This window comes from Streptomyces sp. 840.1 (assembly GCF_003751445.1).
GTDB lineage: Bacteria > Actinomycetota > Actinomycetes > Streptomycetales > Streptomycetaceae > Streptomyces.
The window spans coordinates 1836867-1849478 of the sequence record NZ_RJUU01000001.1 but is presented as its reverse complement, the minus strand read 5'-3'; the positions used below and the strand labels follow the sequence as shown (position 1 = coordinate 1849478).

Genomic DNA, 12612 nt, shown 5'->3' with positions numbered 1-12612 from the left:
CTGTGTAAGGGTTACGCATAACTAGGATGGCCGTCAAGGGAAGGCGGTTTCAGGTGACGGAAGAGAACGGTTCGCCGGGCGGTACGGGCCTGCCGGCCAGCATCGAGGCCGCCTGGGGGCTGCGGTCCCGCCCGGTGAAGGGGCCCAAACCCGGGCTGAGTCTGGAGCGCATCGTGGACGCGGCGGTGGCGGTGGCGGCGTCCGAGGGGCTCGGCGGGGTGTCGATGGGCCGGGTAGCCAAGGACCTGGGTGCCTCGACGATGTCGCTGTACCGGTACGTGGCCGCCAAGGACGAGCTCTACGTGCTGATGCAGGAGGCGGCCATGGGCCCGCCGCCCCCGCTGCCCGCACTCGACGAGGGCGCCGGCTGGCGGGAGGCGCTCTCGCAGTGGGCCTGGGCGCAGCGCCGGGTCTACCACCGCAACCTCTGGATGCTCCGCATCCCCATCTCGGGACCGCCCGCGAGCCCGCACTCCGTGGCCTGGTGGGAACAGGGCCTCCAGGCGCTCGGGAGCAGCGGCCTGGGACCGGGCGACGCGGTCTCCGTCATCCTCCTGGTCAGCGGCTTCGTGCGGAACGAGGCGCTGCTGATGGGCGACCTCGACGCCGCCGTCGAGGCGCGCGGCGTACCGGCGCGGGAGGTCATGGACGGGTACGCCCGCACGCTGACCCGGCTCGTCGACCCCGAACGCCACCCCGCGCTCTCCCGGCTGATGGCCACCGACGTGATGTGGGTCCCGGACGAGCCCGACTACGAGTTCCGGTTCGGCCTCGAACGGGTGCTGGACGGAATCGACGCGCTGATCCGCCAACGGGCCCGCGAGGAGCGCGGGGAGGGCGGCGGGGCGTAGCGGCGGACATCGGGTCCGGCTGGGGCCAAGAGCGTACGCTGCATGCTCATGAGCGGAGAGAAGCCCAGGTCGGGCCAGGCGGCGGACGATGACGCGCCCCGTGGGCCGAGCGCGCCGATGAGCCTGCGCGAGCGGAAGAAGCAGCTGACGTACCAGGCCGTCTCCGACGCCGCGATCGCCATGTTCCTGGAGCGCGGCTTCGACCGGGTCTCGGTGGCGGAGGTCGCGGCCGCCGCGGACATCTCCAAGCCGACGCTGTTCCGGTACTTCCCGTCCAAGGAGGACCTGGCGCTGCACCGGTTCGCCGATCACGAGGACGAGTCGGCCAGGGTGGTCGTCGCTCGCGCGGACGGCGAATCCCCGCTGGACGCGCTGCGGCGCCACTTCCTGGACGGCCTGGAGCGCCGCGACCCGGTCACCGGCCTGTGCGACGTGCCCGCGGTACTGGCGTTCCACCGGCTGCTGTACGGGACGCCGTCCCTGGTGGCCAGGCTCTACGCCTACCAGGGCCGCTCCGAGGCGGCCCTTGCCCGCGCACTGGGGGACGGGGTGCCGGGCCGGCTGGCGGCGGGCCAGATCATCGCGGTGCTGCGCATCCTGGCCCTGGACAACTGGCGCCGGATCAGCGAGGGGCAGAGCGCGGACGAGGTGTACGGGGACGCGGTCGATGCGGCCGAGCTGGGGTTCGCGCAGCTGCGGTCAGGGCTCGGGCCGGTGCCGGAGGACGTCGCCTAGCGGCCGTCCTCGGCGTGATGTACCGCCTCGGCTATCTCCCGCACCCGGTCGAACGTGATGCCGTTGCGCTGTTCCACTGCCAGCGGATGGTCGGTGGGCTCCAGCTCGATGAGCGGGCGCCGGCCGATCGCGCGGGTGTGCGCGTTGGTCCTCAGGTTGGTCGTACGGGGGGAGTAGAGCCCCAGCTCGGTGGTCAGCCAGCCGAAGTACGGCTTCTCGGACTCCCGGCCCGGGGTCTCCCACACATCGAGGGCGCGGCCGAAGTTCTCCCGGCTCAGTGACACCCAGACGCCCCAGGAGAAGGGTTCCTGACTGCCCGCCACGGGGATCTCGACCAGGCCCTTGATGAAGTAGTGCTCGTGCCTGACGATGCACTGGTCCGTCGAGAGCATGCTGTCGGGGTCGTTCTCCAGGCTCGCGTCCCAGACATCGGGTGCCATGGTCGAGTACCCCATCGGGAGTTCCGTGTGGTGTCCGCCGCAGCGGGAGCAGGTGTAGCCGGGTCCGGGTGCCATGGGCGGGATCCTAGAGCCTGTCGTCATACCGCCGTCTGTCCAGGCAGCGGAGCCGGGACGTCAGCCGCGGGGGTGGACGCCGGGCCGCGTCCGGCCGAGGACCGTGAGCGCGACGACGAAGGCGGCCGTGAGCAGCCCGCCGCCGACCGCGAACGCGAGGTGGTAGCCGCCGGTCAGTGCCTCGGCCCGGCCGCTGCCCCCGGCGAGCAGGGTGTCGGTGCGGGAGGCGGCCAGGGTGGAGAGGACGGCCACACCCGCCGCCATGCCGATCTGCTGGGTGGTGTTGAACAGCCCGGACACCAGGCCCGCGTCCTCCTCGCCCGCCCCCGACATGCCCAGCGAGGTGAGCGCCGGGAGGGCGAGGCCGAAGCCCGCGCAGAGGAACATCAGCGGCAGCAGATCCGTGGCGTAGTGCCCGTGGGCGGGGAGCCGGGTGAGCAGGCCGAGCAGGGCGATCAGCAGGGCGATGCCCAGGAGCAGTACGTTGCGGTCGCCGATCCGTGCGCTCAGCCGGGCCGAGACGCCGAGTGACACGGCTCCGATGACGACGGCGGCGGGCAGCATGGCGAGACCGGTGGCGGCGGCGCCGTGGCCGAGTACCCGCTGGAGGTAGAGCGCGACCAGGATCTGGAACGAGAACAGCGCGGCCACCATGAGCATCTGGACCAGGTTGGCGCCCGAGACGCTCCGCGACCGGAGTATGCGCAGCGGCAGCAGTGGCGTCCGGGCGGTGGCCTGCCGGACGACGAACGCGGCGAGCAGGACCAGAGCGAGCGCCCCGAGGCCGAGCGTGTGCGCCGACAGCCAGCCGTACGACCCGGCCTCGACGACGGAGTAGATGCCCAGCATCACTCCCGAGGTGACGAGGACCGCGCCGATGGCGTCCGCCCCGGCGCCGAGCCCGGGGCCGCGGTCGGCGGGCAGGACGCGCACCGCGACGAGGAGCGTCGCGACCCCGATCGGCAGGTTGATGAGGAAGATCCAGTGCCAGCCGACGGTGTCGGTGAGGACCCCGCCGAGCACCTGGCCGATCGACGCGCCCGCCGCTCCGGTGAAGCTGAACACCGCGATGGCCCTGGTGCGTTCGCGGCTCTCGGTGAACAGCGTGACGAGGATGCCGAGTCCGACCGCGGAGGCCATGGCGCTGCCGGCGCCCTGGAGGAAGCGGGCGGTGATCAGCAGGGTGGGGGAGCCGGCGGCGCCCGCCAGCACCGAGGATGCGGTGAAGACGGCGGTGCCGGCCAGGAACATCCGTCTGCGGCCGATGAGATCGCCCAGCCGGCCGGCGAGCAGCAACAGGCCGCCGAAGGCGATCAGGTAGGCGTTGACGACCCAGCTGAGGCCGGCGGGCGACAGCCCGAGGTCGTTCTGGATGGCGGGCATGGCCACGCTGACGATCGAGCCGTCGAGCACGGTCATCAGCAGGCCCGTGGCGATCACACCGAGGGCGAGCCCCCGCGTTCGGGCGGTGGCCGGTGGCGCGGATGCGGGTGCGGAGCCGGGTGCGGAGGTGGGCGCGGAAGACGGCAAGGGGGCAGACATCGGGCTCTCCTGACGGTGGGTCGACAGGAGAGACGCTAACAGAAGGTTTTGTTGCGGACTATTTCTTTCGGTTCTATTCTCTGTCTTCGAGGGGGCCGCGGCCGACCGGCTACTTCTGGCTCTGGCGGGCCCGGCGGGCCGTCCCGGGGGTCTCGGCCGGAGTGGAGAGCCGGTCGCCCGCCAGCTGCTCCAGGGCGCGCAGCAGTGCCGCGCGGTCGCCGCTGTCGAGTTCGGCCAGTGCGCCCTGATGCACCCGGTCCACGATCTCCTGGCTCCGTACGGCGAGCGTCGCGCCCTTCTCGGTGACGGCGATGATCCGCGCCCGGCGGTCCCGGCTGGACGGCCTGCGCTCGGCCAGGCCCGCGCTCTCCAGGGCGTCCACCGTCACCACCATCGTGGTCTTGTCCATGTCGCCGATCTCGGCGAGCTGGATCTGGGTGCGCTCCTCCTCCAGGGCGTGGACCAGGACGCAGTGCATCCGCGGCGTGAGCCCGACCTCGGCGAGCGCCGCCGACATCTGGGTCCGCAGGACGTGGCTGGTGTGATTCAGGAAGTAGGAGAGGTCCGGTGCGGTGCGCGTGGGTGCCATGGCGGTCATGTCCGCCAGGGTAACAATTCGGTCTGTGATGGATTGTCCGCAACCGGACTTTCCCGGGAGGTGCCCCTCGGCAGCCAGGGGATATTGGCTGGCCGATCGGATTCCGCCCCGGCAGAGTTGCCGTATGAGCCACTCCGAAGCCGCCTTCCTGCCCGGTCTGGAGCTCTCCCGGATCCTCTACGAGGAGGCGGTGCGGCCGCTCCTGGACGCCGCCTTCCCCGGGCTGCCCTACGCCGCCGCGCGGATCGGGCCGGGCTCCGAGGTACTCGGCTTCGACACGGCCCGGTCCGCCGACCACGACTGGGGCCCCCGGCTGGACCTCTTCCTCACGGCGCCGGACCTCGCGGCCCACGGCGACGCGATCCGGCGGCTCCTGGCGGACCGGCTCCCGAAGGAGATCCGCGGCTGGCCCACCCACTTCCGTCCCGCCGACGACCCGCTCGACCCGGTCGGGCACATGGAGGCGACCGACGGGCCGGTCAACCACCGTGTGGCCGCGCACGACATCGCCGGCCGGCTGACCCGGGAGACCGGCTTCGACGCGTCGGCCGCCGAACCGGGCGTACGGGACTGGCTCGCGATGCCCCAGCAGCGGCTCGCCGGGATCACCGGCGGTGCGGTGTTCCACGACGGCCCCGGCCTCCTCACCACCGCACGGCGGCGGCTGGCCTGGTACCCCGAACAGGTGTGGCGGTATCTGCTGGCCTGCCAGTGGCAGCGGATCTCCCAGGAGGAGGCCTTCGTCGGGCGCTGCGCCGAGGTCGGCGACGAGCTCGGCTCGGCCGTCGTCGCGGGCCGGCTGGTGCGCGATCTGATGCGCCTCGCGCTGCTCCTGGAGCGGCGGTACGCGCCGTACAGCAAATGGCTCGGCAGCGCCTTCGCCCAACTGGACTCGGCGGAGAGTCTGTTGCCGTCCCTGCGCGGCGCGCTGGCGGCGACCGGCTACCCGGAACGCGAACGGCACCTCTGCGCCGCGTACCGGGCGGTCGCGATCCGCCAGAACGAGAGCGGCCTCGTCGAACCGGTGGACCCGTCCCCTCGCCCATACCACGGCAGGCCGTTCCTGGTCCTGCACGCCGAACGCTTCGCCCGCCCGCTCGCCGCCTCGGTCACCGATCCGGAACTGCGCAGCCGGCCGCTGACCGGTTCCGTGGACCAATGGGCGGACAGCACAGACCTGTTGATGAGTGAACGCGGCGAAGCGCTCCGGGCGGCGGAGGCGGCCGTGACCGGCAGATGAACCCCTCCGGGGCGGTGCGGAAAAGGAGTGGCAGGCCGCCGCGCCGCGCGCATAGCTTTGGCGCCCGTGACCCATGATCCGGAAGTGTCTCGCGACGAGTTGATACGGGTGCCCCGCGCCCGGTCGGCCACCGTTCCGGCGACGGGCGGAGGGCGGTGACCGGGCAGGCCCCGGTGCAGCCGGAGGCGGCTGTCGAGGAGCGCCTGTTCTCCCGGCATTACGCGCCCGCGACCATCGGTTTCGCCGCCGTGATGTTCCTGACCGGGTTCGCCGCGCTCGCCGTGGTGCCCACCCTCCCGGCGGCCGCCCGGGAGCTGGACGGGGTTCACCTGTACCCGCTGGTCGCGGGCTGCTTCGTCGCCGCGAGCCTGCTCGGAGGGGTGCTGGGCGGCGACTGGGCGGACCGCGCCGGGGCGGGGCGTCCGCTGGCGGCCGGTGTGGTGCTTGCGGTGGTCACCCTGGTGGTGTCGGCGACCAGCACGACCATCTGGCAACTCGCGGCCGGCCGCTTCCTGGACGGGGTGGCGGCCGGAATGATCGCGGTGGCCATCAACACCGCCATCGCCCACGCCTACCCGGACCGACTGCGGGCGCGCGCCCTGGCGTTGATGAGCACCTGCTGGATCATCCCCTCGCTGACCGGCCCGCCGCTGGCCGGGCTGGTGGCCGACTGGTGGTCCTGGCGGGTGGTGTTCTACGGCCTGGCCGCCCTGACCGTGATCCCTTCGCTGGCCGTGGTGCTGCTGCTGCGCAGCCGCTCCTGGCAGTCGGCCCCCGCGGACCCGGCCGACGCGCGGCCGGCTGACCGGGTGCCGCGTCCCGCGCTTCTGGTCGCCGCCGCGGTGAGCGTGGGCGCGGCGCTGGGGCAGTACGCCGTCTCGGGCTGGGACCTGCGCCATCTGCTGTTCGGGGTGGCGGGGGTGGCGCTGCTGGTGGTGTTCACGCCCCGGCTGCTGCCGCCGGGCACCTGGCGCGCCGCGCGAGGGCTGCCCGCCGCCGTGCTGCTGCGCGGTCTGACGTCGGGGGCGTACTTCACGCTGGAGGCCTTCGTGCCGCTGCTCCTCGACACCGCCCGGCATGTGCCGCCCGTGCGGACGGGGCTGGCGTTCACCGGCGCCGCCATCGCCTGGGCGGGCGCCTCCTGGCTGCAGGGCCGCCTTCAGGGGCGGGTCTCCCGGCACCGCATGATCACGGCCGGTTCGCTGGTGATGGGCGCGGCGGTCGTGATCGCCGCGGCCGGGACGCTCCCCGGGACGCCCGCGCTCACCGCCGCCGGGGCCATGGTCCTCGCGGCCATCGGCATGGGCATGGTCGCACCATCCCTCACCCTGCTCTCGCTCACGCATAGTCCGCCGGGCCGGCAGGGGTATGCGAGCAGTGCGATGCAGACCAGTCAGAACCTGGGCCAGATGGCGGTCATGGGGGTGTCCTCGGCCCTGTTCAACCTCTTCCTGGGCATCGGCTCCGCAGACCTGGCCGGGTATGCCGCGGCCTTCGGCGTACTGCTCGTACCGAGCGTCCTGGCAGCCGCCCTGGCTGTACGCGCCCGCAGCGCCGGCTGAGTCTCCGGGCCCGCAGTGCCCCCAGGGTCCCAGCGCCGGTGGCTGAGTCGCGCCTCGCCCAGGGCTCAGGCGGAGCCCCTGAGCCGGTCGCGCTGGATGCGGTGGGCGAGGGCGCGGCGCGCGGAGGCCGGACCGGCGGGGGTGGCCGCCGTGCCGGACGGCAGGTCGAGGCCGCGGCTGATCTCGTCGTACGCGCGCCGGTGCGCCCGGAGCGGCTCCCCGCCACTACCGGCCGGCTCCCCGGCGTTCCGCCGCAGGTCCTCCTCCACGAGCCGCCGCAGCCCGTCGACGTTCTCCGGGGTGAACCGCTTCCTGCCCCGGGCGAGGGCGCTGACGTACGAGGTGCAGCGGGCGGCATCTTCGTATGTCTCGGAGATGTCCTCGGCCAGCGCCCACAGGCGCCCTTCGAGCCAGGCCGCGTCGCCCTGTCCGAGGGCGAGGTCCAGCGGCGGCCCGGGGTCGGTGGAGCGGTACTTGGCCACCTGCTTGGACACGGCGGGCTGGCTCATGCCGGTGAGCCGGGCGATACGTTCCTGGGTCCAGCCGAAGCCGATGAAGACCTTGACCATCTCGGCGCGGAGCTGCCGCATCTCCTCGCCCGCGCGGATGACGTCGTTCATCCCGGCGAGCATCCGCGCCGCCTGCGCCTCGGTCAGCTCCTCAGCCGGCGTCGCTGAGCTCCCGGAGCTCCCGGGATCTTGGGCCGTCGTCCGCGTGTCCTTCTCTCCACCTGCCACAACCAAGTTATATACCCTGATCCGCCACCCATAACCCAGTTGTATAACCAGGTTATGGGTGACACGATCGCTTCTATGACCACCTTCCCCGCATCCGACGGCACCCTGCTCGCCTACCGCGTGTACGGGCACGGCGCCCCGCTCCTCTGCGTTCCGGGAGGCCCTGCGGACTCCCGCTACCTGGGCGAACTCGGCGGCCTGGCCGCGCACCGCCGCCTGATCGTCCCGGACCTGCGCGGCACCGGACGGTCAGCGGTCCCCCAGGACGCGTCCTCCTACCGGTGCGACCGGCTCGTCGACGACGTCGAGGCGCTGCGCGAACACCTCGGCCTGCCCCGGACGGACCTGCTCGCGCACTCGGCCGGTACGAACATCGCGACGCTGTACGCGGCCAGGTTCCCGCAGCGCGTCGGCCGGCTCGCCCTGATCACCCCCAGCACCCGGGCCGTCGGCATCGAGATCACCGGGCAGGAGCGCATGGAGCTCGCGGCGCTCCGGAAGGGCGAGCCGTGGTACCCGGAGGCGATCACCGCGCTGGAGGCGCTCACCCGGGGCGCGGAGGGTGACCGGGAGGCCGTGGCCCCGTTCTTCTACGGCCGTTGGGACGCGGCGGCGCGGGAGCACTCCGCGGCGAGCCGGCCGCAGAACCCGGAGGCCGTCGCCGGCTTCGGGGCCGAGGGCGCCTTCGATCCCGGAGCCACCCGTGCGGCGCTCGCGGGCTTCGGTTCCCCGGTCCTGCTGCTCGCCGGGGAGTTCGACCTGAACAGTCCCCCTTCGGCGGTGGCCGGGTTCGCCGCGCTGTTCCCCGGCGCGGAGTTCGTCGTTCAGCCGGGGGCCGGGCACTATCCGTGGCTGGACGACGCCGGCCGGTTCACCTCGTCGGTCGCGGCGTTCCTTGGCTGAGCGGGGTGAGCGGGGTGAGCGGGGCGGGCGGGGTGAACGGGGCTGCCCGGCCCAGGAGTTCTGCGACCCGGACGAAGCCGTCGGCGCCGTGTCCGTCGTCGATGGCCCGCCGCGCGAGTTCCCCGGCCGCGCGCATCACGCCCGCGTCGATGCCGTGGGACTCGGAGGTGTGGGCGATGTGCGCCATCGAGGATGCCGCCGAGGTGAGCGGGTTGTCGTCGCCGGAGAAGTCCCCGTCGTCCAGCGCCCGTGCGTACTGCTCGAAGATCGGGGGCAGGATCGCGGCGATCCCCTGGGTGAACGGGGCCAGTTCGCCTGCCGTGATCCCTTCCGCCCGTGCTATCGCCAGGGCGTGTGCGAAGCCGGTCATGGCGGTCCAGAAGACGTCCAGCAGCGCGACGTCGTACGCGGCCGCCCGGCCGATCTCCTCGCTCAGATGGGTGTGGCTGCCGCCCAGCGCGTCCAGTACCGGCCGGTGCTCCCGGTAGAGCTCCGCCGGACCGCTGTGGAGGAATACCGCGGCCGGCGTGCCGATGGTGGTGGTCGGCGTCATGATCGCGCCGTCCAGGTAGCGGATGCCGTGTCCGGCGGCCCACTGCGCGGTGGACCGGGCCCGGTCGGGGGTGTCCGCGCTCAGGTTCACGACCGTGCGCCCCTTGGCCGCGGCCGTGACCGCGTCGTCGCGCAGGACGGCGTCGGCCGCGTCGTAGTTCACGACGCACACCACGGTCAGCGGGCTCGCGGCGACCGCCTCCCCGGCCGACGGGGCGCCCGTCGCACCGCGTTCGAGCAGCTCGCGGTCCCGGCCCGGCGTCCGGTTCCAGACCGTGGTCCGGAGGCCCGCGTCGAGGAACGCACGGGCCAGACAACGGCCCATCGGCCCCAGGCCGAGCACGGTCACGGCAGACTGTCCGGAGGGCGTGGACGAAGACGTGGACGAGAACGTGGACATGGTTCAACTCCATTGATCATTGAGAACGTGGACGAAGGCGGTGGACGGACCGAGATGACGCGCAGCCGTGCGAAGGACCTGAATGTCTGTGGAGTGACGGCCGCGATCGCGGTGATCGACGGCAAGTGGAAGACCGCCCTGCTCTGGCTGCTGGAGTCGGGGCCGTGCCGCCCGGGGGAGCTGCGGCGGCAGCTGCCGGGGCTCAGCGAGAAGGTGCTGACGCAGGCGCTGCGCGAGATGGCGGACGACGGGCTGGTGCACCGGGAGGTGTACGACGAACTGCCGCTCAGGACCGAGTACTCGCTGACCCCGTTCGGGCGGGAACTGTCCGAGACGCTGGGGCCGCTGTCCGACTGGGGGCACCGCCGCCTGGACCGGCTGACCGGTTCCGCCTCGGCGTCCTGACCGGACGCGCCCTCTCCTCCCGAATCCTCCTTCCCGCTCGGTGCGTTGCTCCGCCGTCTTCCGTATCCAGGTTCGCCCCGGCGGGTTCGGCTGCCAAGTACCCACAAAAAGGTGGGTACGAGCGATGCTTGGGGCATGGAGCTGTCTACTGCGTTCACGGAATTGCTCGGTGTACGGCACCCGGTCGCACTGGCGCCGATGGGCGGGTCGGCCGGGGGCGCGCTGGCGGCGGCCGTCTCGCGCGGCGGCGGGCTCGGCCTGCTCGGCGCGGGGATGGGCGACCCGGACTGGCTGGCGCGCGAACTGCCGCTCATGGCGGACGTCGAGGAGCCGTGGGGCGTCGGCTTCCTCAGCTGGGCGGTGGACGCCGGCGGGGTCGGGCGGGCGCTGGAGTACGGGCCCCGGGCGGTGATGCTGTCGTTCGGGGATCCGGGCCCGTTCACCGAACAGGTCCGTGCGGCGGGTGCCGCGCTGATCATCCAGGTCACGGACCTGGAGGAGGCCCGGCAGGCGGTGGACCTGGGCGCCGACGTCATCGTGGCGCAGGGCACCGAGAGCGGTGGGCACGGGGCCCGGCACGGGCGGTCCACGCTGCCGTTCGTGCCCGTCGTGGTGGACCTGGCGGGGCCCGTCCCGGTGCTCGCGGCCGGTGGGATCGCCGACGGCCGGGGGGTGGCCGCGGCCCTGGCCCTGGGCGCTGCGGGGGCGCTCGTCGGGACCCGGTTCCAGGCCACGGCGGAGGCGCTCACCGACCCCTCGGCCACCGAGGCGATCGTGCGGGGGCGCGGGCAGGACACCGAGCGCAGCCGGGTCCTGGACATCGCCCGGGGGTCCCGGTGGCCGGCGAAGTACACGGCTCGCACCCTCGGCCATCCCTACCTCGACCGGTGGCGGGACCGGGAGGCGGAACTCGCGGCGGACCCCGGGGCCCGGCAGCGGTACCAGGCCGATGTGGCGGACGGCGAGGTGCCGCCCGCGCCGGTCTGGGCGGGTGAGGACATCGACCTGATCACGGACGTGCCGCCCGCGGCCGACGTCGTCGCCGCGCTGGCGGCCGGGGCCGTCCGGGCGCTGCGGCGGGCGGGAAGCGGAACGGGTTGCGGGCGCGAGGGGTCGCAGGGGTTGTGATGTCCGACGTGATCGTGGTCGGCGGGGGCCCGACCGGTTCGATGCTGGCAGCGGAACTGCGGCTGCACGGCGTGCGCGTGGTCGTACTGGAGAAGCTGTCCGGGCCGACGGGGGAGGCCCGGGGGCGCGGACTGCACACGCGCAGCGTCGAACTGATGGACCAGCGCGGACTGCTGGACCGGTTCCTCGCGGTGAGCGAGAAGTTCCAGGCCGGCGGCTTCTTCGGCGGCATCCGCAAGCCGTGGCCCGACGGGCTGGACACGGCGCATCCGTACGGCCTCTCCACGCTGCAGCCGGTCACCGAACGGCTGCTCGGTGAGCGCGCCGTCGAACTCGGCGCGGATTTCCGGCGTGGCCGCGAGGTGGCCGGGCTGAGCCAGGACGAGGACGGGGTGCGCGTCGACCTGGTGGACGGCACGCGGCTGCGCTCGCGCTACGCCGTCGGCTGCGACGGCGGCCGCAGCACGGTGCGCCGGGCGCTCGGCGTCGGATTTCCCGGCGAGCCCGCCAGGACCGAGACGCTGCTGGGTGACATGGAGATGACCGAGGACCCGGAGGTGGTCGCCGGGATCGTGGCACGGGTCCGCAGGACCCAACTGCGCTTCGGCGCCGTGCCGAACGGGGACGGGACGTACCGCGTCGTCGTCCCGGCCAAGGGCGTGGCCGAGGACCGTACGGCCGTGCCGACCCTCGACGAGTTCAGGCAGCGGCTGCGGGCTGTGGCGGGCACCGACTTCGGTGTGCACTCGCCGCGCGGCCTGTCCCGGTTCGGGGACGCCACCCGGCAGGCCGAGCGGTACCGGGTCGGCCGGGTGCTGCTGGCCGGCGACGCCGCGCACGTCCACCCGCCCAACGGTGGTCAGGGGCTCAACCTCGGGGTGCAGGATGCCTTCAACCTCGGCTGGAAGCTGGCCGCATCGGTCAACGGCTGGACGCCGGAGGGGCTGCTGGACAGCTACCACGCCGAACGGCACCCGGTGGGCGCCCAGGTGCTCGTCAACACGCGTGCGCAGAGCACGCTGCTTGGCACCGACCCGGGGGCGGCCGCACTGCGGGAGCTGTTCGGGAGGCTGATGGACTTCGACGAGGTCAACGCCTACATCACCGGGATGATCACCGCGGTCGGGGTCCGCTACGACTTCGGCGAGGGCCACGAACTGCTCGGCCGCCGGATGCGGGACGTGGAACTGGGGCGCGGACGCCTCTACTCGCTGCTGCACGAGGGCCGCGGGCTGCTGCTCGACCGGACCGGTGCTCTCTCGGTGGCGGGCTGGGCGGACCGTGTCGACCATGTCGTCGACGGCGGCGGGGAAATGGACGTCCCCGCGGTGCTGCTGCGGCCGGACGGCCATGTGGCGTGGGCCGGCGAGGATCAGCGGGAGCTGCTCGGTGTGCTGGCCAGGTGGTTCGGCGCGGCGGCCGGCTGAGGGTGCGGGCCGGGCGC

The 12612-nt window shown here is 73.2% G+C and carries 13 protein-coding genes; 8 read left to right on the top strand and 5 right to left on the bottom strand.

Going from position 1 to position 12612, the window contains the following annotated elements:
* Positions 1–53: 53 nt before the first annotated feature.
* Entirely contained in the window at positions 54–851 is a 798-nt protein-coding gene (locus EDD93_RS08630; protein ID WP_123524603.1) for a TetR/AcrR family transcriptional regulator, read from the top strand.
* 42 nt (positions 852–893) lie between these two features.
* Positions 894–1586: a TetR/AcrR family transcriptional regulator gene (locus EDD93_RS08625; protein ID WP_123524602.1), complete on the top strand. Its 693-nt coding sequence runs from the start codon at positions 894–896 to the stop codon at positions 1584–1586.
* Here EDD93_RS08625 and EDD93_RS08620 read toward each other — a convergent pair.
* The 3 genes from EDD93_RS08620 to EDD93_RS08610 form a co-directional block, all read right to left on the bottom strand.
* Complete coding sequence (locus EDD93_RS08620; RefSeq protein WP_123524601.1) at positions 1583–2101, bottom strand: DUF2199 domain-containing protein; 519 nt, start codon at positions 2099–2101, stop codon at positions 1583–1585. The two genes, EDD93_RS08625 and EDD93_RS08620, sit on opposite strands and share 4 nt — an antisense overlap.
* A 60-nt stretch (positions 2102–2161) precedes the next feature.
* Positions 2162–3643 carry an MFS transporter gene (locus tag EDD93_RS08615; protein WP_185092250.1) on the bottom strand — a complete coding sequence of 494 codons (1482 nt, stop codon included), beginning with the start codon at positions 3641–3643 and terminating at the stop codon, positions 2162–2164.
* Positions 3644–3752: 109 nt separating this feature from the next.
* The gene (locus EDD93_RS08610) at positions 3753–4241 is read right to left on the bottom strand and encodes a MarR family winged helix-turn-helix transcriptional regulator (RefSeq protein ID WP_123524599.1); all 489 of its coding nucleotides are present in this window, start codon (positions 4239–4241) and stop codon (positions 3753–3755) included.
* A gap of 124 nt (positions 4242–4365) precedes the next feature.
* On the opposite strand from EDD93_RS08610, the gene EDD93_RS08605 reads away from it, so the two are divergent.
* Together EDD93_RS08605 and EDD93_RS08600 are read left to right on the top strand one after the other, a co-directional pair.
* Positions 4366–5481 (top strand): DUF4037 domain-containing protein, encoded by a 1116-nt coding sequence (locus EDD93_RS08605; protein ID WP_123524598.1) that lies wholly within the window; start codon positions 4366–4368, stop codon positions 5479–5481.
* Positions 5482–5636: 155 nt separating this feature from the next.
* Positions 5637–7043 (top strand): MFS transporter, encoded by a 1407-nt coding sequence (locus EDD93_RS08600; RefSeq protein ID WP_260255668.1) that lies wholly within the window; start codon positions 5637–5639, stop codon positions 7041–7043.
* Between the two features lie 65 nt (positions 7044–7108).
* Here the strand turns inward: EDD93_RS08600 and EDD93_RS08595 are convergent, their stop codons facing one another.
* A complete protein-coding gene (locus tag EDD93_RS08595; protein WP_260255667.1) occupies positions 7109–7663 on the bottom strand; it encodes a sigma-70 family RNA polymerase sigma factor in 555 nt (184 codons plus the stop codon).
* A 192-nt stretch (positions 7664–7855) separates the two neighbouring features.
* On the opposite strand from EDD93_RS08595, the gene EDD93_RS08590 reads away from it, so the two are divergent.
* Entirely contained in the window at positions 7856–8683 is an 828-nt protein-coding gene (locus EDD93_RS08590) for an alpha/beta fold hydrolase (RefSeq protein WP_123524596.1), read from the top strand.
* Here the strand turns inward: EDD93_RS08590 and EDD93_RS08585 are convergent.
* Positions 8652–9635, bottom strand: coding sequence for an NAD(P)-dependent oxidoreductase (locus EDD93_RS08585; RefSeq protein WP_123524595.1), 984 nt, complete (start codon positions 9633–9635; stop codon positions 8652–8654). The two genes, EDD93_RS08590 and EDD93_RS08585, sit on opposite strands and share 32 nt — an antisense overlap.
* 54 nt (positions 9636–9689) lie before the next feature.
* Here EDD93_RS08585 and EDD93_RS08580 point away from each other — a divergent pair, with 54 nt between their 5' ends.
* The 3 genes from EDD93_RS08580 to rox all read left to right on the top strand — a co-directional run bounded on the left by EDD93_RS08580 (position 9690) and on the right by rox (position 12595).
* Positions 9690–10040 (top strand): helix-turn-helix domain-containing protein, encoded by a 351-nt coding sequence (locus EDD93_RS08580; RefSeq protein WP_123527656.1) that lies wholly within the window; start codon positions 9690–9692, stop codon positions 10038–10040.
* 135 nt (positions 10041–10175) lie between these two features.
* A complete protein-coding gene (locus EDD93_RS08575; RefSeq protein ID WP_123524594.1) occupies positions 10176–11168 on the top strand; it encodes a nitronate monooxygenase in 993 nt (330 codons plus the stop codon).
* Positions 11168–12595 carry a rifampin monooxygenase gene (gene rox / locus EDD93_RS08570; RefSeq protein ID WP_123524593.1) on the top strand — a complete coding sequence of 476 codons (1428 nt, stop codon included), beginning with the start codon at positions 11168–11170 and terminating at the stop codon, positions 12593–12595. The genes EDD93_RS08575 and rox overlap by 1 nt, the downstream gene beginning before the upstream one ends.
* The last annotated feature ends 17 nt before the right edge of the window (positions 12596–12612 follow it).